General features: G+C 69.2%; 19 protein-coding genes. 7 read left to right on the top strand and 12 right to left on the bottom strand.

The features are described 5' to 3' along the window. Nucleotides 1-24: 24 nt before the first annotated feature. The gene (locus tag RCO38_RS11585) at nucleotides 25-927 is read right to left on the bottom strand and encodes an NAD(P)-dependent oxidoreductase (RefSeq protein ID WP_308328463.1); all 903 of its coding nucleotides are present in this window, start codon (nucleotides 925-927) and stop codon (nucleotides 25-27) included. After that, nucleotides 927-2,081 (bottom strand): rod shape-determining protein RodA, encoded by a 1,155-nt coding sequence (rodA, locus tag RCO38_RS11590; RefSeq protein WP_308328464.1) that lies wholly within the window; start codon nucleotides 2,079-2,081, stop codon nucleotides 927-929. Before rodA ends, RCO38_RS11585 begins: the two co-directional genes overlap by 1 nt. Before the next feature lie 23 nt (nucleotides 2,082-2,104). Between rodA and RCO38_RS11595 the strand changes: the two genes are divergently transcribed. The 7 genes from RCO38_RS11595 (at nucleotide 2,105) to ruvC (ending at nucleotide 8,742) form a co-directional block, all read left to right on the top strand. Further along, on the top strand, nucleotides 2,105-2,731 hold the full coding sequence (locus tag RCO38_RS11595; RefSeq protein WP_308328465.1) for a YqiA/YcfP family alpha/beta fold hydrolase: 627 nt from the start codon (nucleotides 2,105-2,107) through the stop codon (nucleotides 2,729-2,731). Between the two features lie 39 nt (nucleotides 2,732-2,770). After that, nucleotides 2,771-4,819 (top strand): ribonuclease catalytic domain-containing protein, encoded by a 2,049-nt coding sequence (locus RCO38_RS11600; protein WP_308328466.1) that lies wholly within the window; start codon nucleotides 2,771-2,773, stop codon nucleotides 4,817-4,819. A 22-nt stretch (nucleotides 4,820-4,841) separates the two neighbouring features. Continuing rightward, complete coding sequence (locus RCO38_RS11605) at nucleotides 4,842-5,708, top strand: energy transducer TonB (protein ID WP_308328467.1); 867 nt, start codon at nucleotides 4,842-4,844, stop codon at nucleotides 5,706-5,708. Between the two features lie 13 nt (nucleotides 5,709-5,721). After that, entirely contained in the window at nucleotides 5,722-6,510 is a 789-nt protein-coding gene (locus RCO38_RS11610; protein WP_308328468.1) for a transglycosylase domain-containing protein, read from the top strand. Between the two features lie 82 nt (nucleotides 6,511-6,592). Further along, complete coding sequence (locus tag RCO38_RS11615; protein WP_308328823.1) at nucleotides 6,593-7,189, top strand: lysophospholipid acyltransferase family protein; 597 nt, start codon at nucleotides 6,593-6,595, stop codon at nucleotides 7,187-7,189. 7 nt (nucleotides 7,190-7,196) lie between these two features. Then, a complete protein-coding gene (locus tag RCO38_RS11620; RefSeq protein WP_308328469.1) occupies nucleotides 7,197-8,183 on the top strand; it encodes a phosphatidate cytidylyltransferase in 987 nt (328 codons plus the stop codon). A gap of 10 nt (nucleotides 8,184-8,193) precedes the next feature. After that, nucleotides 8,194-8,742, top strand: coding sequence for a crossover junction endodeoxyribonuclease RuvC (gene ruvC, locus RCO38_RS11625; RefSeq protein WP_308328470.1), 549 nt, complete (start codon nucleotides 8,194-8,196; stop codon nucleotides 8,740-8,742). A 119-nt stretch (nucleotides 8,743-8,861) separates the two neighbouring features. On the opposite strand, the gene RCO38_RS11630 is transcribed toward ruvC, so the two are convergent. From RCO38_RS11630 to murD, 10 genes are all read right to left on the bottom strand, one after another. Then, a complete protein-coding gene (locus RCO38_RS11630) occupies nucleotides 8,862-9,038 on the bottom strand; it encodes a hypothetical protein (RefSeq protein WP_308328471.1) in 177 nt (58 codons plus the stop codon). A 25-nt stretch (nucleotides 9,039-9,063) separates the two neighbouring features. Beyond that, entirely contained in the window at nucleotides 9,064-9,987 is a 924-nt protein-coding gene (gene lpxC, locus RCO38_RS11635) for a UDP-3-O-acyl-N-acetylglucosamine deacetylase (protein ID WP_308328472.1), read from the bottom strand. A gap of 73 nt (nucleotides 9,988-10,060) precedes the next feature. After that, on the bottom strand, nucleotides 10,061-11,278 hold the full coding sequence (gene ftsZ, locus RCO38_RS11640; protein WP_308328473.1) for a cell division protein FtsZ: 1,218 nt from the start codon (nucleotides 11,276-11,278) through the stop codon (nucleotides 10,061-10,063). Nucleotides 11,279-11,437: 159 nt separating this feature from the next. After that, nucleotides 11,438-12,667: a cell division protein FtsA gene (gene ftsA, locus RCO38_RS11645; protein ID WP_066252986.1), complete on the bottom strand. Its 1,230-nt coding sequence runs from the start codon at nucleotides 12,665-12,667 to the stop codon at nucleotides 11,438-11,440. 13 nt (nucleotides 12,668-12,680) lie between these two features. Further along, nucleotides 12,681-13,472 carry a cell division protein FtsQ/DivIB gene (locus RCO38_RS11650; protein ID WP_308328474.1) on the bottom strand — a complete coding sequence of 264 codons (792 nt, stop codon included), beginning with the start codon at nucleotides 13,470-13,472 and terminating at the stop codon, nucleotides 12,681-12,683. A gap of 10 nt (nucleotides 13,473-13,482) precedes the next feature. Further along, the gene (locus RCO38_RS11655) at nucleotides 13,483-14,436 is read right to left on the bottom strand and encodes a D-alanine--D-alanine ligase (protein WP_308328475.1); all 954 of its coding nucleotides are present in this window, start codon (nucleotides 14,434-14,436) and stop codon (nucleotides 13,483-13,485) included. Nucleotides 14,437-14,450: 14 nt separating this feature from the next. Further along, the gene (gene murC / locus RCO38_RS11660; RefSeq protein WP_308328476.1) at nucleotides 14,451-15,851 is read right to left on the bottom strand and encodes a UDP-N-acetylmuramate--L-alanine ligase; all 1,401 of its coding nucleotides are present in this window, start codon (nucleotides 15,849-15,851) and stop codon (nucleotides 14,451-14,453) included. Then, complete coding sequence (murG, locus tag RCO38_RS11665) at nucleotides 15,848-16,927, bottom strand: undecaprenyldiphospho-muramoylpentapeptide beta-N-acetylglucosaminyltransferase (RefSeq protein ID WP_308328477.1); 1,080 nt, start codon at nucleotides 16,925-16,927, stop codon at nucleotides 15,848-15,850. The genes murC and murG overlap by 4 nt, the downstream gene beginning before the upstream one ends. After that, nucleotides 16,924-18,159, bottom strand: coding sequence for a putative lipid II flippase FtsW (ftsW, locus tag RCO38_RS11670; protein ID WP_308328824.1), 1,236 nt, complete (start codon nucleotides 18,157-18,159; stop codon nucleotides 16,924-16,926). The genes murG and ftsW overlap by 4 nt, the downstream gene beginning before the upstream one ends. Nucleotides 18,160-18,212: 53 nt before the next feature. Beyond that, on the bottom strand, nucleotides 18,213-19,994 hold the full coding sequence (gene murD, locus RCO38_RS11675) for a UDP-N-acetylmuramoyl-L-alanine--D-glutamate ligase (protein ID WP_308328478.1): 1,782 nt from the start codon (nucleotides 19,992-19,994) through the stop codon (nucleotides 18,213-18,215). Between the last annotated feature and the right edge of the window lie 4 nt (nucleotides 19,995-19,998).

Raw genomic sequence — 19,998 nt, forward strand, 5'->3', positions numbered from 1 at the left:
CCGCCGGTCGTGACCCCGGTCGGATCAGTGGGATTGCCGCGCCTGACTGCGCAGCAGAGGCAGGAGGGCGCCGTCGTCGCGGTCGGCCAGTCCCGCGGCGCGGGCCTGGGCGAACACGGCCGCGGCCCGAGCGCCGAGCGGCCCGTCGAATCCGGCGGCCTGCGCGGCCTCGACCGCCAGCCGGGTGTCTTTCTCCAGCAGCGTCACGTGCGCCCGGGGTTCGAGGTCGCCGGCGATGGCGCGCCGCATCCGGTCCGAACCGATCCAGCTCTGGCCGCTGGACTGTTCGATCACGTCCAGCGTGGTGCCCAGGTCCAGTCCCAGGCGGTCGGCCAGCGCCAGCACCTCGGCCGCGCCAACGAGGTTGATGCCCGCCAGCAGGTTGTTGACCAGCTTGGTCCGGGCGCCGTCACCCACGCGTTCGCTGATCACGAAGCGGCGCGAGGAGAGCCGCGCGAGCAGGTCTTGGTGGCGCTGCAGCAGGGCCGCCGGCGCGGCCAGCATCAGGCTCATGCTGCCGTCGCGCGCCCGCGCCGGTCCGCCGGACAGGGGGGCGTCGATGCAGCCGATGCCGCGTTCGCTCAGGCCCACGGCCAAGGCTTCGACGTCCTGTGGCGCGATGGTCGGGCAGAGCATCACGGTCTGCCCCCCGCGCATGCGGGAGACCGCGCCATCGGGGCCGAACAGCACCTCGCGCGACTGCTGCGCGTCCACGACACAGACGATCAGCACCCCGCCGTCTGCCAGCGCCGAAGCGGCCAGCGATGGCGTGTCGGCCAGTTCGGCCCCGGCCGCCAGGGCCTGCCGCTGCCGCGCGGGATCGATGTCGCAAACCGCCACGGCCGTACCTGCTTCGCACAGGCGCTCCACCATGGCACCGCCCATGTTGCCGGCGCCGACGACCGCCACGGGGAGGCGCGCGTTCATCATGACTGCATGAGGCGTTTGGACTTGGCGATCGACATCAGGATGCCCAGTCCCACCCCCATGGTCACCATGGCCGTGCCGCCGTAGCTGATGAAGGGCAGCGGCACCCCCACCACCGGCAGGATGCCGCTGACCATGCCCATGTTGACGAATGCGTAGACGAAGATGTTGAGCGTCATGGCGCCGGCCAGCAGGCGCGCGAACAGGGTCGGCGCCTCCAGTGCGACGGTCAGGCCGCGCACGATCAGGAAGATGAAACCGGCCATCAGGCCCAGCGTGCCCACCAGGCCGAACTCTTCGGAGAAGGCCGCGTAGATGAAGTCGGTGGTGCGTTCGGGAATGAACTCCAGGTGGGTCTGGGTGCCCTGCATGAAGCCCTTGCCCCAGACGCCGCCGGAGCCGATGGCGATCATGCCCTGGATGATGTGAAAGCCCTTGCCCAGCGGGTCCTTGAACGGGTCGAGCAGGGTGCAGACGCGCTGGCGCTGGTACTCGTGCAGCACCTTCCAGTCGACGTCCGGTGCGCACCACTGCGGCTCCATGATGATCAGCGTCACGATGCCGACCGCCGCCAGCAGCACCGGCGGAATGATCAGCTTCCAGCTCAGGCCGGCAAAAAAGATCACCGCCAGGCCCGAGGCCAGCACCAGCAGCGTGGTGCCCAGGTCGGGCTGCTTGAGGATCAGGAAGGCGGGCACCGCCAGCAGCAGCCCCGCCACCGCGAAGTCCAGGGGTTTGAGCATGCCTTCCCGGCGCTGGAACCACCAGGCCAGCATCAGCGGCATGGCCACCTTCATCAGCTCGCTGGGCTGAATCACGATGCCGACGTTGATCCAGCGCGTCGCGCCCTTCTTGGTGATGCCGAACAGCTCCACCCCGAGCAGCAGCATCACGCCCACCACGTACATCGGCACGGCCAGCGCCATCAGCCGCTGAGGCGGCACCTGCGACACGGTGAACAGCACCGCCGCAGCCAGCAGCATGTTGCGGCCGTGGCTGGTAAACCGGGTGCCGTGGTCGAAGCCGACCGAGTACATCGTCATCAGGCCCGCACCGGCCAGCAGCAGGATGGCCAGCGCCAGCGGTCCGTCAAAGCCCTGGAAGATGGGTCGGATGCGTTGCCAGAGCGAAGGTTTGTCGAGTACGGCGGCCATGAGGCAGCCATTATCCTTCCGCCATGCACACCCCGCCCCGCCTTCCGGTCACTCACCTGCTCTACCTGCACGGCTTCCGTTCGTCGCCTCAATCGGCCAAGGCCCTGCTGGTGGCGGAGCGGGTGCGCTCGTTGCACCCGGGGGTCGTCTGGTGCTGCCCGCAGCTGCCGCCGTCGCCCCGCGAAGCGGCGCAGCTGATGCGGCGGCTCACGGACGGCTGGCCGACCGACCGCATGGCCGTCATCGGCTCCTCGCTGGGCGGCTTCTACGCCCGCTGGCTGTCGCTGCAGCGCGGTTGCGTGGCGGCCCTGCTCAACCCGGCGCCGTTTCCGCAGCGCGATCTGGCGAAGTACATCGGCGAGCACCCGGTCTGGCAGAACCCGGACGAACACATCTTCTTCCGGGCCGAGTTCGTGGGCGAACTGGAGGCGCTGGCCGGTGACATCCACCGTCTGGCCCCCGCCCAGCCGGTCACCCCCGAGCGCCTGTTCGCCCTCATCTCCGAGAAGGACGAGGTGCTGGACTGGCGCGAAATGCTGGCCTTCTGTGCCGGCGGCAGCATCCACCGCCTGCCCGAAGGCGACCACGCCATCGCCGACTTCGACCGGCACATCGAGCGCCTGTTCGGGTTCCTCCGGCTGGCGACCTGAAAGGCGGGACGCTTCGCCCTGCGTGGGACAATCGCGCCCATGCACATCCTGTTCGACGAAGCCGGCAAACTGATGACCGGCCGCCTCATGTCCGAAGCCGAGAGCTCCCTGCAGGTGGAGCTCGATTCGGGCAAGCGCGTGAAGGTCAAGCTGGCCAACACCCTGCTGCGTTTCGAGAAGCCCGCGCCGGCCCTGCTCATGCCCGCCGCCACCGCCCTGGCCGCCAGCATGGAGCTGGAGCTGGCCTACGAGTTCGCGCCCGAGGACGAGTTCGGCTTCGCCGACCTGGCGGCCGACTACTTCAGCGACCCGCCCGGCGTGGAGCAGCAGGTCGCGGCCCTGATCTGCCTGCAGGGCGCGCCGCACTACTTCCGCCGCGCCGGCAAGGGCCGGTACAAAAAAGCGCCGGCCGAGATCGTGGCACAGGCGCTGGCCGCCATCGAGAAGAAAAAGCAGATCCAGGCCCAGATCGACGCCTGGGCCGCCGAACTCGTGGCCGGCACCTGCCCGGAGCCGGTGCGTCAGCAGCTCTACAAGATCCTGTTCAAGCCCGACAAGAACGCGCCCGAGTACAAGGCCGTGGTCGAGGCGGCGCGCAGCAGCCACCTCAACCCGCTGGCCCTGCTGGAAAAGGCCGGCGCCATCACCAGCGCCTACCAGTTCCACTGGCAGCGTTTCCTTTTCGACCAGTTTCCCAAGGGCACGGGCTTCCCTGCCCTGCAGGCGCCGGCCATCACCGACGAGCTGCCGGTGGCGCCGGTGCAGGCGTTTTCCATCGACGACTCGCACACCACCGAGATCGACGATGCGTTGTCGCTGCAGGGGCTGGGCAGCGGCACGGTGACGCTGGGCATCCACATCGCCGCGCCGGGGCTGGCGATCCAGCCTCAGGATGCCGTCGACGCGGTGGCGCGCCAGCGCCTGTCCACGGTCTACATGCCGGGCCACAAGATCACCATGCTGCCCGATGCGGTGGTGCAGCGCTACACGCTGGAGGCCGGGCGCGACTGCCCGGCGGTGTCGCTGTACGTGAGCTTCGACGAGGCCACGCTCGAACAGAAGGACAGCCGCACCGCGCTGGAGCGCGTGCCCATCGCCCACAACCTGCGCCACGACCAGCTCGACAGCGTGATCACCGAGGCCTGGCTGACCGGCGAGGCACCGCTGGACACCGCCAGCGGCGAGATCGCCGCCCTGCAGCCGCAGCTGGCCTTCATCTTCCGCCTCGCGAAACACCTGAAAGCCCAGCGCGAGGTGGTGCGCGGCAAGCCCGAGACCTTCACCCGCCCCGACTACACCTTCAAGCTGCAGGGCGTGACGGGCGACGAGCCCGACGGCAGCGAGGCCGTGATCATCGGCACCCGCTCCCGCGGTGCGCCGCTGGACCTGATGGTGGCCGAGGCCATGATCCTGGCCAACAGCACCTGGGGCCAGTGGCTGGCCGCCTGTGGCGTGCCCGGCATCTACCGCAGCCAGGCGAGTCTGGCGCCCGGCGTCAAGGTGCGCATGGGCACCAAGGTCGCCCCGCACGCGGGCATCGGCGTCAAGGCCTACGCCTGGAGCACCTCGCCCCTGCGCCGCTATGTCGACCTGGTGAACCAGTGGCAGATCATCGCCTGCGCCCGCCATGGCACCACGGCCGCGCTGGCGGCGCCCTTCAAGCCCAAGGACGCCAACCTGTTCGCCATCATCAGTGGCTTCGACGCGGCCTACACCGCCTACAACGGCTTCCAGAACGGCATGGAGCGCTTCTGGACGCTCAAACACCTGCAGCAGACCGGCACCACCGAACTGACCGCCACGCTGATCAAGGACAACCTGGTGCGCGCCGACACGCTGCCGCTGGTGCTGCCGGTGCTGGGTGCCGAGGGCCTGCCGCGCGGCGCGCACGTGCGGGTGCGCCTGGGCGCCATCGACGAGATCGCTCTGGACGTCTCGGGCACCGTGATCGAGCGGCTGGACGGTGCGGTCGAAGCGCTGGACGAGTCGGCCGAGGCAGAGGACGAAGAGCTGGCCGCGCCGCTGGCCCTGGCCATCGACGTCAACGAACCCGAGGCCGGTGCCGCCGACCCCGCGTCGGCGTCCTGAGGCTGCACGGATAATCGCGCCCGTGAATCCGGTTCTGAACTTCCTGCGGCGGCTGAGCACGCTCCAGATTGCCCTGGGCATCTCGGTGGCGGTGCACGCGGCCCTGCTCACGGTGCGTTTCGTCGATCCCGAAGGGTTCAACCGCGTGTTCCAGGACACGCCGCTGGAGGTGATCCTCGTCAACGCGAAGAGCAACGACCGGCCGGACAAGGCACAGGTGATCGCTCAGGCCTCGCTGGCGGGTGGCGGCGATGCGGAGAAGGGCCGCGCCACCTCGCCCCTGCCGTCCATGCAGCAGGCGCGGCTCGGCGACACCCCCGAGAAGGATGAGCAGATGATCGAGGCGCTCAAGGAGCGCCAGAGCCAGATCCTGGCCCAGGTCCGGCAGCAGCTGGCCAGCATGCCGCCCCCCGATCTGCAGGCCGTCAACCCGAGCCCCGAATCGGTGGAGCGCGAGCAGCGCCGCCAGCTGCTGACCAAGCTGCTGGCCGAGATCGAGAAGCGCATCAACGAGGAGAACGCCCGTCCGCGCAAGCGTTACATCAGCCCCGCCACGCGGGAAGAGGTCTACGCGGTCTACTACGACGAACTCCGGCGCCGGATCGAGGACCGCGGCACGACCAACTTCCCCGAGGCGGCCGGGCGCAAGCTCTATGGCGAGCTGACCATGGTGATCACGGTCAACCACACCGGTGCGGTGCTGGACACCGAGGTGGTCCAGACCTCGGGCACCCTGACGCTGGACCGTCGGGCCGAGTCCATCGTGCGCAGCCTGAAGTTCGGCAAGTTCAACGAGGCCATGCGCCGGCGCGCCGACCAGATCGTGGTGGTGTCGCGCTTCCGGTTCACCCGGGACGCGGGCCTGCAGACCCAGATGAGTTCGCAGTAGGTCGGGAGTGGTGATGCGTTCGTTCGGGCGTTGGTTGTTGTGGATGCTGCTGGCGGGCGTGGCGCTGCAGCTGTTCTTCGTGCTGCGGATCGCGCTGATGCTGGTGATCGATCCGCAGAGCACCGCCTTCATGCGATCAGAAGCATGGCGCGTGGCCACCGAGAGCGTGACCTCCGCCGACAAGGAATGGCGCTGGTCGTCGCAATGGGTCGACTACGAAGACATCAGCCCGAATCTCAAGCGCGCCGTCATGGCCTCCGAGGACGCAGGCTTTCCCGAGCACGGCGGAGTGGACTGGGAAGCCATCGAATCGGCCTGGGCCAAGAACGAGCGCCGGCAGGAGCTGATCGAGAAACGCCAGGAGCAGATCGAGAAGCGGCTGGCCAAGAAACCCGAGGCGGCCGAAGCCGCGATCAAGGCCATCAAGCCGGCCAAGATCCTGGGCGGGTCGACCATCACCCAGCAGCTGGCCAAGAACCTGCTGCTCTCGGGCGAGCGCAACCTGCTGCGCAAGGGCCAGGAGCTGGTGCTGACGCTGACGCTGGAGGCGCTGCTGTCCAAGCGTCGCATCCTGGAGATCTACCTCAACAGCGTCGAATGGGGCGAGGGTGTGTTCGGCGCCGAGGCCGCCGCCCAGCGCTATTTCAGGAAGTCGGCCGACAAGCTCAGCGCCTATGAAGCGGCCCGGTTGGCCGTGATGCTGCCCAGCCCCAAGTTCTTCGAGACCCGCCCGGGCTCCGCCTACCTGTCCCGGCGCACCGCCACCATCGTGGCCCGCATGGGCGATGTGAGCCCGCCATGAGCGCCGCCGGGCCGTTCCCAAGGCGCTCAGCCCCGCAGTGCGCAGCACGGAGGGAGTCGCGTTGAACTGGCGCGCCCAGGCCATGGGCATGTTCCTGCTCGGGCTGGTGCGCGCGCTCACCGGCGCCCAGGCGCGCTGGCACGGCTGCCCGCCCAAGGCCGAACAGCGCATCTACTTTGCCAACCACCAGAGCCACGCCGACCTGGTGCTCATCTGGGCCGCCCTGCCGAGCGAGCTGCGCAGCATCACCCGCCCGATTGCGGCCCGCGACTACTGGACCGCCTCCACCTTCAAGCGCTGGATCACCACCGCCGTGTTCAACGCGGTCTATGTCGAGCGCGAGCGCAAGGGCGATGAGGACCCGCTGCAGCCGCTCATCGACGCGCTGGACAGCGGCGACTCGCTGATCATCTTCCCGGAAGGCACGCGAGGCCATGGCGAGGAACCGCAGCCGTTCAAGTCAGGGCTGTACAACCTGGCCAAACGCTTTCCGGACGTCGTGCTGGTGCCGGCCTGGATCCACAACGTGCAGCGCGTGATCCCCAAGGGCGAGGTGATTCCGGTGCCGGTGCTGTGTTCGGTCACCTTCGGCGAGCCCCTGAAGCTCGGCGCCGACGAAGACCGTGCCGACTTCCTGCGGCGCGCCCGGGATGCGGTCATCACCCTGCGCGACGTGTAGGTTCCGCATGACGTCCTTCCTTCGAAGCCTCAGCCCGCAACAGCAGGTCAGCCTGCTGTTCGTGGTCCTGTTCGGACTGCTGACACTGGCCAGCGGCGTCGCCGTGCTGCTGTCGCTGCGCGAGCGGCGGCAGTCCGAGGTGGACGAACGCCTGCACCACCGGCTGCAGGACTACAACACCCTGCTGCGCAACTCCTGGCTCATGATGCTGGTGTTCTGGCTGGCCTGGGCGGCGGGCGAGCACGTGGCCATCGTGCTGTTCGGCATCGTCTCGTTCTTCACGCTGCGCGAGTTCATCAGCCTCTCGCCCACCCGGCGGGGGGACCATCGGAGTCTGGTGCTGGCCTTCTTCATCGTGCTGCCGCTGCAGTACGCCCTGGTCTGGCACCGCGAGTTCAACCTGTTCACGGTGTTCATCCCGGTCTACGTGTTCCTGGCCATCCCGGTGGTGAGCGCGCTCGGCAACGACCCCCAGCGCTTCCTGGAGCGCAACGCCAAGCTGCAGTGGGGCATCATGGTCTGCGTCTACGGCATGAGCCATGTGCCCGCCCTGTTGCTGCTGCAGTTCCGCGACTTCGCGGGCCGGATGGCCTTTCTGGTGGTCTTCCTGGTGCTGGTGGTGCAGACCTGCATGCTGGTGCAGCACCTGGTGGCGCGCCGGCTGGACAGGCCCGTGGCACCGGCCATCAGCGAGAGCTTCCAGTGGCGCAGCTGGGCCGCCGGGCTGGTGGCCGGCGGCCTGCTGGGCGCCGCGCTCGCCGGCCTGACCCCCTTCAAGCCCGGGCGGGCGCTGGCCATGGCCCTCATCGCCTGCGCCGCCGGCTCGCTCGGCCACCTGGTCATGAAGGCCATCAAGCGCGACCGCGGTGTGACCCACTGGGGCGCGGCCGGCCGCTCCGTCACCGGCGCCAGCGGCGTGCTCGACCGCGTCGATGCCCTGTGCTTCGCCGCGCCGGTGTTCTTCCATTCGGTCCGCTGGACCTTCGACCTCTGAGGCGGCCACCGTGCGCATCCTCGGCATCGACCCTGGCCTGCAATGCACCGGCTTCGGCGTGGTCGATGCGGAAGGCGCGGCGCTCCACTACGTGGCCAGCGGCACCATCCAGACCAGCCCCAAGGACGGCGCCCTGCTGCCCGAGCGGCTGAAGATCCTGTTCGACGGCATCGGTGAGGTGGTGCAGCGCTACCAGCCCGGCGTGGCGGCCTGCGAGATCGTGTTCGTGAACGTCAACCCCCAGGCCACGCTGCTGCTGGGCCAGGCGCGCGGCTGCTGCCTCACGGCCCTGGTGGCCAACGGCCTGTCGGTGGCCGAGTACACCGCGCTGCAGCTGAAGAAGGCCGTGGTGGGCTATGGCCGCGCCGACAAGGCACAGATGCAGGAAATGGTGAAACGCATGCTGCAGCTGCCGGGCCTTCCCGGCAAGGACGCCGCCGACGCCCTGGGGCTGTGCATCACCCACGCCCAGGTGGCGCGCAGCGTCGCTGCCATCAACAAGGTGGCGCCAACACGGGCGCGCACCCACGCGGCCTACAAGGGCGGACGGAACTATTGACCCCCCCCCGCGCCGCCTGCGGCGTCATCCCCCAGGGGGCGATGCCTGTGGCCCGGCAGAGCCGGTTCCACGGCATCACTGGACGGGGTTCACCCTCGCCGGATCAATGCGTGGCGCGGCTACAGGATGCGCTCAAGAAACAGGATGCTGAAAAAGCCGAGGGCAGCGGCCAGCGCCACCTTGAGCACCATCCAGCCCCAGCGCAGGTAACGGGGGTTGCTGGTGAAGGCGTAGGCGGCGAAACACACGCCCGCCCCGATCAGCAGCAGAATCAGGACCAGGCGCAGCAGGAGCATGACCGGGGCTTGCGGACAGGCCGGGTCACCAGGCCGGCGCCAGCTGGGCAAAGCCCAGCGGCGCTTCGCGCTCGTGCTCGAAGCTCACGATCTCGTAGGCATCGGGCTGGGCCAGCAGGGCGCGCAGCAGCTGGTTGTTCATCGCGTGGCCGCTGCGAAAGGCGCTGTAGGCCGCCAGCAGCGGCTTGCCCACGATGTACAGATCACCGATGGCGTCAAGGATCTTGTGCTTGACGAACTCGTCCGAGTAACGCAACCCGTCGGCGTTGAGCACCTTCACGTCGTCCATCACGATGGCGTTGTCCAGGCCTCCGCCCAGGCCCAGTCCGCGCGAACGCATCATCTCCACGTCGCGCGTGAAGCCGAAGGTGCGGGCACGGGCGATCTCGCGTGCGTAGCGGCCGCTGCCCATGTCGAACTCGACGCGCTGGCCGGTGGCGTTCACCGCCGGGTGGTCGAACTCAATCTCGAACGCGAGCTTGTAGCCGTGAAACGGGTCCAGCCGCGCCCACTTGAGATTGCGGCCCTCGCCCTCGCGCACCTCGACCGCCTTCTTCACGCGGATGAAGCGTTTGGCCTTGTTCTGCAGCGCGATGCCCGCGCTCTGCAGCAGGTACACAAAGGACGCGGAGGACCCATCCAGGATGGGCACCTCTTCGGCGGTGATGTCGATGTAGAGGTTGTCCAACCCGAGCCCGGCGCAGGCGCTCATCAGGTGCTCGATGGTGTTGACCTTGACACCGCCGTTGGAGATGGTCGAGGCGAGCCGGGTGTCGGTCACCGAGTCGGCGGTGACCGGAATGTCCACCGGCTCGGGCAGATCCACGCGACGGAACACGATGCCCGTGTCCGGCGCCGCGGGCCTGAGCGTGAGCTCCACCCGCTGGCCACCGTGCAGGCCCACGCCGACCGCCTTGGTCAGGGACTTGAGGGTGCGTTGAGCAAGCATCCGGCGATTGTAGGTTTCAGCTCCCCTTCGCGCAGGCCGGAAAAGCTATGCCGGCCATAGCGGAGGGACGGAATCAATCCGCCTGTTTGCGCAGAAACGCCGGGATCTCGAAGTCGTCCATGCCGCCCGAGGCCAGCGCGTCGACCTTGGCCGCGGCCTGCGTGCGGTTGGTGCGCCAGACGCTCGGTACAGCCATGGTCTCGTAGTTCGGCTGCGCAGCACCCACACCCGGTGCACCGACGGCCGCGTTGACCGTCGGCACGGCGAACGGGGTGTTGTCGGTGCCGGTGCGCAGCACCTGCAGCGGCGGCGCGGTGCGGCGGGCTGCGCCCTGGCGCGAGAGGCCGGTGGCGACCACGGTCACACGCATCTCGTCGCCCAGGCTCTCGTCGTAGGCGGCGCCGTAGATCACGTGGGCGTCCGGTGCAGCGTAGGCCTTGATGGCGTTCATGGCCTCCTTCGACTCCTTGAGCTTCAGGCTCCCCTTGGATGCCGTCACCAGCACCAGCACGCCCTTGGCGCCGGACAGGTCCACACCATCGAGCAGCGGGCAGGCCACGGCCTGCTCGGCGGCAATGCGGGCGCGGTCCGGGCCGCTGGCGGTCGCGGTGCCCATCATGGCCTTGCCGGGTTCGCCCATCACGGTGCGCACGTCTTCAAAGTCGACGTTCACATTGCCGTACTCGTTGATGATCTCGGCGATGCCACCGACCGCGTTCTTCAGCACGTCGTTGGCGTGCGCGAAGGCCTCGTCCTGCGTGACTTCGTCGCCCAGCACTTCCAGAAGCTTGTCGTTGAGCACCACGATCAGCGAGTCCACATTGGCTTCGAGCTCGGCCAGGCCCGCGTCGGCGTTCTGCATGCGCTTGCCGCCTTCGAAGTCGAAGGGCTTGGTCACCACGCCCACGGTGAGGATGCCCATCTCCTTGGCCACGCGGGCAATGACCGGCGCAGCACCCGTGCCGGTGCCGCCGCCCATGCCGGCGGTGATGAACAACATGTGGGCGCCGTCGATGGCGGTGCGGATCTCGTCGACCGCCAGCTCGGCCGCTTCGCGGCCCTTTTCGGGCTTGCTGCCGGCGCCCAGACCCGTGCCACCGAGCTGGATGGTGCGGTTGGCCAGGCTGCGCGTGAGCGCCTGCGCATCGGTGTTGGCGCAGATGAATTCCACGCCCTGGACGTGGCGTTCGATCATGTGATCCACCGCGTTGCCGCCACCGCCGCCGACGCCGATGACCTTGATCTGGGTGCCCATGTTGAACTCTTCCACTTCGATCATTTCGATGCTCATGTCACTCTCCTGTGTGGCCCTTTTCCGCTGGGGTCCGGGCATGGTTTCGATTGTATTTAAGGGTGGGGTTGAAAGCTGTCGAGGAGAACCCTCAGCCAGGCGGCCCGGTGCATTCGCGGCAGCGGTCGAGGCGGCGGGTTCCGGCGTTGATCGTGTTCATCAGAAGGTCCCCACAAACCAGTTCTTCACGCGGTCCAGCGCGCTCTGCATGGAGCCCGCCTTCTGCGCCACCTTGTGGCCGCGCACACGGGCCAGCCGCGCTTCTTCGAGCAGTCCCATGACCGTCGCGGCGCGCGGCTGCGCCACCATGTCCGACAGGGCGCTGGTGTACTGCGGCACGCCTCGGCGCACCGGCTTGAGGAAGATGTCCTCGCCGAGTTCGACCATGCCCTGCATCACCGCGCTGCCGCCGGTGAGCACGATGCCCGAGGACAGCACCTCCTCGAAGCCCGAATCGCGCACCACCTGCTGCACCAGCGCAAAGATCTCTTCCACCCGCGGCTCGATCACGCCCGCCAGCGCCTGGCGGCTGAGCATGCGCGGCCCGCGGTCGCCCAGACCGGGCACCTCGACCTGGGTGTCCGGGTCGGCCAGCAGCTGCTTGGCGCAGCCGCTCTCGACCTTGATGTCCTCGGCGTCCTTGGTCGGCGTGCGCAGCGCCATGGCGATGTCGCTGGTGATCAGGTCGCCGGCGATCGGGATCACCGCGGTGTGGCGGATCGCCCCCCCTGCAAAGATGGCCACGTCGGTGGTGCCGGCACCGATGTCCACCAGGGCCACACCCAGGTCTTTCTCGTCGTCGGTCAGCACCGCCTGGCTGGACGCGAGCGGGTTGAGCATCAGCTGGTCGACCTCCAGGCCGCAGCGGCGCACGCACTTGATGATGTTCTCGGCCGCGCTCTGGGCGCCGGTGACGATGTGGACCTTGGCCTCCAGGCGGATGCCGCTCATGCCGATCGGCTCCTTGACCTCCTGGCCGTCGATCACGAACTCCTGCGGCTCCACCAGCAGCAGGCGCTGGTCGGTCGAGATGTTGATCGCCTTGGCGGTCTCGATGACGCGGGCCACGTCGGCCGTGGTCACCTCGCGGTCCTTGATGGCCACCATGCCGCTGCTGTTGATGCCGCGGATGTGGCTGCCGGTGATGCCGGTGTAGACGCGGGCGATGCGGCAGTCGGCCATCAGCTCGGCCTCCTTGAGCGCCTGCTGGATGCTCTGCACCGTGGCGTCGATGTTGACCACCACACCACGCTTGAGGCCGTGGCTGGCGGACACGCCCAGCCCGGCCAGCTTGAGCTCGCCGTTGGCCTGGACTTCGGCCACCACCACCATGATCTTGGCGGTGCCAATGTCCAGTCCTACCACCAAATCCTTGTATTCCTTGGCCATGATCGTTGTCTGTTCAGCGGTTTCGTGTTGGGGTTGCCGGAGCGTCGTCGGTCAGCGTCGTCACGCCCTGCACGCGCAGGGCATAGCCGTTGGGGTAGCGCAGGTCCACCGACTGCAGGGCGCCGGGGTAGCGCTGCGCCAGCTGCCCCACCGTGGTGGTGAAGCGGCGCGTGCGCGCGAGCAGGTCGTCGCTGCTGCCGCGGCCGAGTTCCAGGCGGGTGCCGTTGTCGAGTTCGGCGCGCCAGCTGCCGCGTTCGTTGAGCTCCAGCCGGACCAGGGCCCGGTCCAGCCGGGCGACCTCTTCGGCGAGTCGCTGGTACAGCGCCCACACCTGCGGGGCCTGCTCGGCCGGACCGGCCAGTTCGGGCAGGCCATCGCCCTCGTCGGGGCTGGCTTCGAACACCTCGCCCAGGCGGCTGACCAGCTGGCCCGATCCGGACTGGCCCCACCAGGCCACGGCCTCGTGCTCTTCGAGCGTGACCCGCAAACGGTTGGGAAACTCGCGCTGCACCCGCGCATGGCGCACCCAGGGCACGGCCTCGAACATGCGGCGCACCTGCTGCAGATCCAGGGTCAGGAAACTGCCTTCGAGCTTGCGCAGCGGCGTAGCGAGCTGGGCCCGCAGACCCACGGCGTTCTGGTGCCCCAGGTCGCCCTGCACGCTGATGCCCTTCAGCGCCCAGGCGGGGTGGCGCGCGATCCAGGTGCCCACCGCCCCCAGGCAGAGCAGGACAAAGACCACGACCAGGCCACGCGTGACCACGGTCATGAGCCGGATGTCCAGGGGCAGGTCGGCGTGCTGCATCGTGGTTCCGTCAGGCCTTGGCGTTGTCCAGCGACGCGGTCGCCAGCACGGACAGGCAGAGGTCCTCGTAGGACAGACCGGTCGCGCGGGCCGACATCGGCACCAGCGAGTGGCCGGTCATGCCGGGCGAGGTGTTGATTTCCAGCAGGTACGGCTGGCGTGTCTTCGCGTCGATCATCACGTCGGCACGCGCCCAGCCGCGGCAGTCCAGCGCGCGGAAGGCCTGGAGCACCAGGGCCTGGATCGCCGCCTCCTCGCCCTCGGGAAGGCCGCAGGGCACGAGGTACTGCGTGTCGTCGGTGAAGTACTTGTGCTGGTAGTCGTAGTTGCCGTCGGGCGCGACGATGCGGATCACCGGCAGCGCGCGGGCCGCGGCCCCCGTGCCGAGCACCGGAATGGTGACCTCGTCGCCGGCGATGAACTGCTCGCACATCACCATCGGGTCCTGGCCCGAGGCCAGCGCATAGGCCGCATCGCACTGCTCGGCGGTCAGCACCTTGGTCAGGCCGATGGTCGAGCCTTCGCGCACCGGCTTGACGATCATCGGCGAGCCCAGCGCCTCGAAGGCTGCGCGGGTCTCGGCCGCGCTGTGCACCTGGCGCCAGGCCGGCGTCGACAGGCCTTCGGCGATCCAGATGCGCTTGGTCATGAGCTTGTCCATGGCCACGCTGGAGGCCATGACGCCCGAGCCGGTGTAGGGGATGCCCATCAGCTCCAGCGCGCCCTGCACCGTGCCGTCTTCGCCGAAGCGGCCGTGCAGCGCGATGAAGACGCGGTCAAAACCTTCGCGCTTGAGGTCGGACAGGTCGCGTTCGGCCGGATCGAAGGGGTGGGCGTCCACCCCCTTGGATCGCAGCGCGGCCAGCACGCCGGTGCCGGACATCAGCGAGACCTCGCGTTCGGCGGAGCGGCCGCCCAGCAGCACGGCCACCTTGCCGAGTGCTTTCACATCGATGGGGTTCACAAGCGTTTCCACATTCACACCTTGTCCTTGCCGGCCAGGTCGACCACCTGCCCGGCCACCGCGCCGATCGAACCGGCGCCCATGCACAGCACCACGTCGCCGTCGCGGGCGTTGTCCAGCACCGCCTGCGGCATGTCGGCGATGTCGTCGACAAACACCGGCTCCACCTTGCCCGCGACGCGCAGCGCGCGCGCCAGCGAACGGCCGTCGGCCGCCACGATGGGCGCCTCGCCGGCGGCGTAGACCTCGGCCAGCAGCACGGCGTCGGCCTGGCCGATCACCTTCACGAAATCCTCGAAGCAGTCGCGCGTGCGGCTGTAGCGGTGCGGCTGGAAGGCCAGCACCAGGCGGCGGCCCGGGAAGGCGCCGCGTGCGGCGGCCAGCGTGGCCGCCATTTCCACCGGGTGGTGACCGTAGTCGTCCACCAGCGTGGCGGTGCCCCCCGTGGGAAGCGCCGCGTCGCCGTAGCGCTGGAAGCGCCGCCCCACCCCCTTGAACTCGGCCAGCGCTTTCTGCACCGCCGCGTCCGGCACGCCCAGTTCCTCGGCGATGCCGATGGCGGCCAGCGCGTTGAGCACGTTGTGCAGGCCTGGCAGGTTCAGCACCACCGGCAACGGGGGCGCGTCCTCGCGCAGCACGGTGAAGTGCATCTGTCCGCCCACCGCCTGCACGTCGACCGCGCGCAGCTGGGCGCTGTCGGCGAAGCCGTAGCCGGTGATCGGCCGCGCGATCTGGGGCAGGATGTCGCGGATCGCCGGATCGTCGACGCAGACCACCGCGGCGCCGTAGAACGGCATCTTGTGCAGGAAGTCCACGAAGGCCGACTTGAGCTTGCCGAAGTCGTGCCCGTAGGTGTCCATGTGGTCGGCGTCGATGTTGGTGACGACCGAGAGCACCGGCAGCAGGTTCAGGAACGAGGCGTCCGATTCGTCGGCCTCGACCACGATGTACTCGCCCGAGCCCAGCTGCGCGTTGGCGCCCGCGCTGTTCAGGCGCCCGCCGATCACGAAGGTCGGGTCCATCCCGGCGGCGGCGAGCACGCTGGCCACCAGACTGGTGGTGGTCGTCTTGCCGTGGGTGCCGGCGATGGCCACGCCTTTCTTCATGCGCATCAACTCGGCCAGCATGACCGCGCGCGGCACCACCGGGATCAACTTGGCGTGCGCCGCGACCACCTCGGGGTTGTCGTCCTTGACCGCGGTGGAGGTGACGATGGCGTCCGCGCCTTCGATGAACTTCGCGTCGTGGCCCTTGTGCACCGTGGCGCCCAGGGAGACCAGACGGCGCGTGGCCGCGTTCTCGCCCAGGTCGGTGCCCGAGATCACGTAGCCCTGGTTGAGCAGCACCTCGGCGATGCCGCTCATGCCCGAGCCGCCGATGCCCACGAAATGGATGTGTCGGATCGCGTGCTTCATGACGCCTTCACTTTCGCGAGTTGCTCGCAGGCCGCCACCACGGCGGCCACGGCCTGTGTCTTTTCCATCTGTTTGGCCTTGGTGGCCATCTCCGTCAGTTGTGCGCGGTTCACCGAGCGCAGGCGCTCGGCCAGCGACTGGGCCGTGAGCTCGGTCTGTGGCACCAGCCAGGCGCCACCCGCCTCGACGAGGAAACGGGCGTTGGTGGTCTGGTGATCGTCCACCGCGTGCGGGAAGGGCACGAACAGCGCGGCGGCACCTACCGCAGCGATCTCGGTCACGGTGCTCGCACCCGCGCGGCAGACGATCAGGTCGGCCTCGGCGAAGGCCGTGGCGGTGTCGTCGATGAACGGCGTGAGTTCGGCCTGCACGCCCGCGGTGGCGTAATTGGCTTTCAGCGCCTCGATCTGCTTCTCGCCGCTCTGGTGGACCACCACCGGGCGCTCGTGTTCGGGCAGCAGGGCCAAGGCCTGGGGCACGGTGTCGTTGAGCGCCTTGGCGCCCAGGCTGCCGCCCACCACCAGCAGGCGCAGCGGACCGCTGCGGCCGGCAAAGCGCTCGGCGGGTGCCGGCTGGCGCAGGAAGCCGGCGCGCAGCGGGTTGCCCACCCATTCGGCCTTGCCGAACACGTTCGGGAAGGCGGTGAACACGCGGTCGGCGATGCCCGAGAGCACCTTGTTGGCCATGCCGGCCACCGAGTTCTGCTCGTGCAGCACCAGCGGCTTGCCGCGCAGCACGCCCATCATGCCGCCCGGGAAGGTGATGTAGCCGCCCAGTCCGACCAGCACGTCGGGCTTTACGCGGCCGACCATGGCGAAGGCCTGGGCGAACGCCTTGAGCAGGCGCAGCGGCAGCAGCACCAGGGTGCTGAGGCCCTTGCCGCGCACACCACCGAAGTCGATCAGTTCCAGAGGAATGCCGCGCGGCGGCACCAGGCGGCTTTCCATGCTGCCAGGGGAACCCAGCCAGTGCACGCGCCAACCCTTTTCGCGCAGGGCTTCGGCCACGGCCAGCCCCGGGAAAATGTGACCGCCGGTGCCACCGGCCATGATCAATGCACAGGGCGGGCGGCTCATGAGCGGCCTCCCTTCATCAGCAGGCGGTTCTCGTGGTCCACCCGCAGCACGATGGCCAGGGCCACCAGCTCCAGCAGGATGGCCGATCCACCGTAGCTCATCAGCGGCAGGGTCAACCCCTTGGTGGGCAGGGCGCCGAGGTTCACGCCGATGTTGATGAAGGCCTGGAAGCCGATCCACAGCCCCACGCCCTGTGCCACCAGCCCGGCGAAGACCTGGTCCAGCGCGATCGCCTGGCGCCCGATGAGCACGATGCGGCGCACCAGCCAGAGGAAGGCCGCGATGATGATCGTCACGCCGACCAGGCCGAACTCCTCGCCCACCACCGCGAGCAGGAAGTCGGTGTGGGCCTCGGGCAGCCAGTGCAGCTTCTCCACGCTGCCGCCCAGGCCGACACCGAAGATTTCGCCGCGGCCGAACGCAATCAGCGAATGCGAGAGCTGGTAGCCCTTGCCCAGCGCGTACTGCTCGGCCCAGGGGTCGAGGTAGGCGAAGATGCGCTCGCGCCGCCACTCGCTCATCATCACCATCAGGCCGAAGGCGGCCACCACGACCAGCACGATCAGGAAAAACATGCGCGCGTTGACGCCACCCAGGAACAGGATGCCCATCGCGATCACCACGATCACCATGAAGGCGCCCATGTCGGGCTCGGCCAGCAGCAGCATGCCCACCACGGCCAGGGCCACGGCCATGGGCGCCACGGCGCGGAAGAAGCGCTCCTTGACGTCCATCTTGCGCACCATGTAGTCGGCGGCGTAGAGCAGGATCGTGAGCTTGGCCAGCTCGGAGGGCTGGAAGTTGATGACCCCCAGCGGAATCCAGCGGCGGGCACCGTTCACGCCCTTGCCGATGAAAGGAATCAGCACCACGACCAGCAGCAGCAGGGCCAGCGCGAACAGCCAGGGCGCACAACGCTCCCAGGTCTGCATCGGCACCTGGAAGGCGATCAGGGCGGCCACCAGGCCGATCACGATGAACAGGCCATGGCGCAGCGCGAAGTGGGTCTGGGCGTAATTGCCGAAGCGCGGGTTGTCGGGCAGCGCGATGGACGCCGAATAAACCATCACCAGACCCCAGGCCAGCAGGGCCACCACCACCCACAGCAGCGGCTGGTCGAAGCCCAGTTCGCGCACCGGCCGCTGGCGCAGGCCCGCGTAGGTCCGGTTGGAGAGGCGCACCGGCAGGCCTTCGGCGCCGAGCGCATTGCCCAGGCCCACCAGCGCGGGCATCTTGCCGCCCAGGGTCGTCCGCAGGCGCTGCAGGAAGCTGGCGAGAGCGGCCTTCACGACTGGCCCTCCAGGCTCACACCCCGCTCGTCGGCCAGCGCGCGCACCGCCTCGATGAACACATCGGCGCGGTGCTTGTAGTCCCGGAACATGTCCAGGCTGGCGCAGGCGGGCGACATCAGCACCGCGTCGCCGGCCTTGGCCAGCCGGGCGGACTGCTGCACCGCTTCGGGCATCGTGGCGACCTCGTCCATCGGCACCTCGGCCTGCAGCAGGGCCGCGGCGATCTGCTCGCGGATCTTCGGCCCGTCGCGGCCGATGAAGACCACGGCGCGCGCATGCCGGGCCAGCGGTTCGGCCAAAGGGGAGAAGTCCTGACCCTTGCCGTCGCCGCCGAGGATGACCACCAGGCGCCGGTCGACGCCCAGCCCCCGGATGGCGGCCAGCGTGGCGCCGACATTGGTGCCCTTGCTGTCGTCGAAATACTCGACGTCGTCCAGGATGGCGACGGGCTCCACCCGGTGCGGCTCGCCGCGGTACTCCCGCAGGCCGTGCAGCATCGGGGCCAGCGGTGCCCCGGTGGAGGTGGCCAGCGCCAGCGACGCCAGCGCGTTGGCGGCGTTGTGGCGGCCGCGGATGCGCAGCGCATCCACCGGCATCAGGCGCTGGAAGTAGATCTCCTCGTCGGCGTCCTGGCCGCGGCCGCGCTGTCGGGTCTCATCCAGGGCGAGCGCCCGGACCAGCCAGTCCATGCCGTTGACCGATTCGATGCCCCAGTCGCCCGCACGCACCGGCGTGTCCAGGCCGAAGCTGGTCCAGGGACGTGCCGGCTGCTGGCGGTTGCGACCGCTGATCTTGACCGTGACCATGCCGGGCGCCATGGCGCTCACCCGCGGGTCCTCGCGGTTGAGCAGCATGAGCGCCCGCGCACCGAACACCGCGGCCTTGGCCTGGGCGTAAGCGGCCATCGAGCCGTGCCAGTCCAGGTGGTCTTCGGTGATGTTGAGCACCGTGGCCGCCGTGGGCACCCGGTCCCAGGGGCCACCGGCCGTGCCGTCGAGCTGGAAGCTGGAGAGCTCCAGCACCCAGGCCTGCGGCAGGTGGGGCGGCTCGGGCTCGGGCGGCGGAGGCGGCACCAGCAGGGTGGGCCCTTCCTCCTCGGCCCCCGCTTCCGACGGCTCCGCCGTTTCGGTTTCGTTCTGGGGCTCGGCGGTCTCCGGCGCCGGTGCCGCGTCCATCGGCGCGGCAGCGGGCGCCTGGGCCGCGGCCTCCCGCTCGGCTTCAGCCGCGCGCGGGGCGTCCAGCGCCTCGCCTTCGCGTTCGGCATCCAGCGCGGCCGACAGCACGTCCAGCAGCGCCGGCCCGATGTTGCCGGCCACGGCCACGCGCAGTCCGGCGCGCTGCAGCAGCAGGCCGGTCAGCGAAGTCACCGTGGTCTTGCCGTTGGTGCCGGTGATCGCCAGCACCTTGGGCCGGTAGGGCAGGACCTCGCGCTGCGACAGGTCGCACAGCGCCTGGGCGAACAGGTCCAGCTCACCCACAAAGGCTGCGCCGTGTGCCAGCGCCCATTCCCGTGCCGGCGCGAGCTGCTCCGGGGGCAGGCCGGGACTGCGCGCGATCAGGTTCCAGGCCGCCCGCGCCAGCAGAGACTCGTCGAAGGCGCCGGCCACGAAGTCCGCCGACGGGCACTCGGCGCGCAGCGCGGCCAGCGACGGCGGGTTCGCGCGCGTGTCGGCCACGGTGACCTGTGCCCCGTGGCGCACGCACCAGCGCGCCATCGACAGCCCGGAGATGCCGAGGCCGAGGATGAGCACGTGTTGGTCTTGAAGGGCGTTCATGCTT

Source organism: Hydrogenophaga pseudoflava (assembly GCF_031020795.1).
GTDB classification, from domain to species: domain Bacteria; phylum Pseudomonadota; class Gammaproteobacteria; order Burkholderiales; family Burkholderiaceae_C; genus Hydrogenophaga; species Hydrogenophaga pseudoflava_A.

Coding starts and splice junctions, on each gene's coding strand:
- RCO38_RS11585 (WP_308328463.1), bottom strand. CDS start 927: ATGAACGCGCGCCTCCCCGTGGCGGTCGTCGGCGCCGGCAACATGGGC.
- ftsW (WP_308328824.1), bottom strand. CDS start 18,159: ATGCCCGCGCTGGTGGGCCTGGGCAATGCGCTCGGCGCCGAAGGCCTG.
- RCO38_RS11630 (WP_308328471.1), bottom strand. CDS start 9,038: ATGCTCCTGCTGCGCCTGGTCCTGATTCTGCTGCTGATCGGGGCGGGC.
- RCO38_RS11595 (WP_308328465.1), top strand. CDS start 2,105: ATGCACACCCCGCCCCGCCTTCCGGTCACTCACCTGCTCTACCTGCAC.
- RCO38_RS11615 (WP_308328823.1), top strand. CDS start 6,593: ATGGGCATGTTCCTGCTCGGGCTGGTGCGCGCGCTCACCGGCGCCCAG.
- RCO38_RS11650 (WP_308328474.1), bottom strand. CDS start 13,472: ATGCAGCACGCCGACCTGCCCCTGGACATCCGGCTCATGACCGTGGTC.
- murG (WP_308328477.1), bottom strand. CDS start 16,927: ATGAGCCGCCCGCCCTGTGCATTGATCATGGCCGGTGGCACCGGCGGT.
- RCO38_RS11610 (WP_308328468.1), top strand. CDS start 5,722: ATGCGTTCGTTCGGGCGTTGGTTGTTGTGGATGCTGCTGGCGGGCGTG.
- ftsZ (WP_308328473.1), bottom strand. CDS start 11,278: ATGAGCATCGAAATGATCGAAGTGGAAGAGTTCAACATGGGCACCCAG.
- rodA (WP_308328464.1), bottom strand. CDS start 2,081: ATGGCCGCCGTACTCGACAAACCTTCGCTCTGGCAACGCATCCGACCC.
- ftsA (WP_066252986.1), bottom strand. CDS start 12,667: ATGGCCAAGGAATACAAGGATTTGGTGGTAGGACTGGACATTGGCACC.
- RCO38_RS11600 (WP_308328466.1), top strand. CDS start 2,771: ATGCACATCCTGTTCGACGAAGCCGGCAAACTGATGACCGGCCGCCTC.
- RCO38_RS11620 (WP_308328469.1), top strand. CDS start 7,197: ATGACGTCCTTCCTTCGAAGCCTCAGCCCGCAACAGCAGGTCAGCCTG.
- lpxC (WP_308328472.1), bottom strand. CDS start 9,987: ATGCTTGCTCAACGCACCCTCAAGTCCCTGACCAAGGCGGTCGGCGTG.
- murD (WP_308328478.1), bottom strand. CDS start 19,994: ATGAACGCCCTTCAAGACCAACACGTGCTCATCCTCGGCCTCGGCATC.
- murC (WP_308328476.1), bottom strand. CDS start 15,851: ATGAAGCACGCGATCCGACACATCCATTTCGTGGGCATCGGCGGCTCG.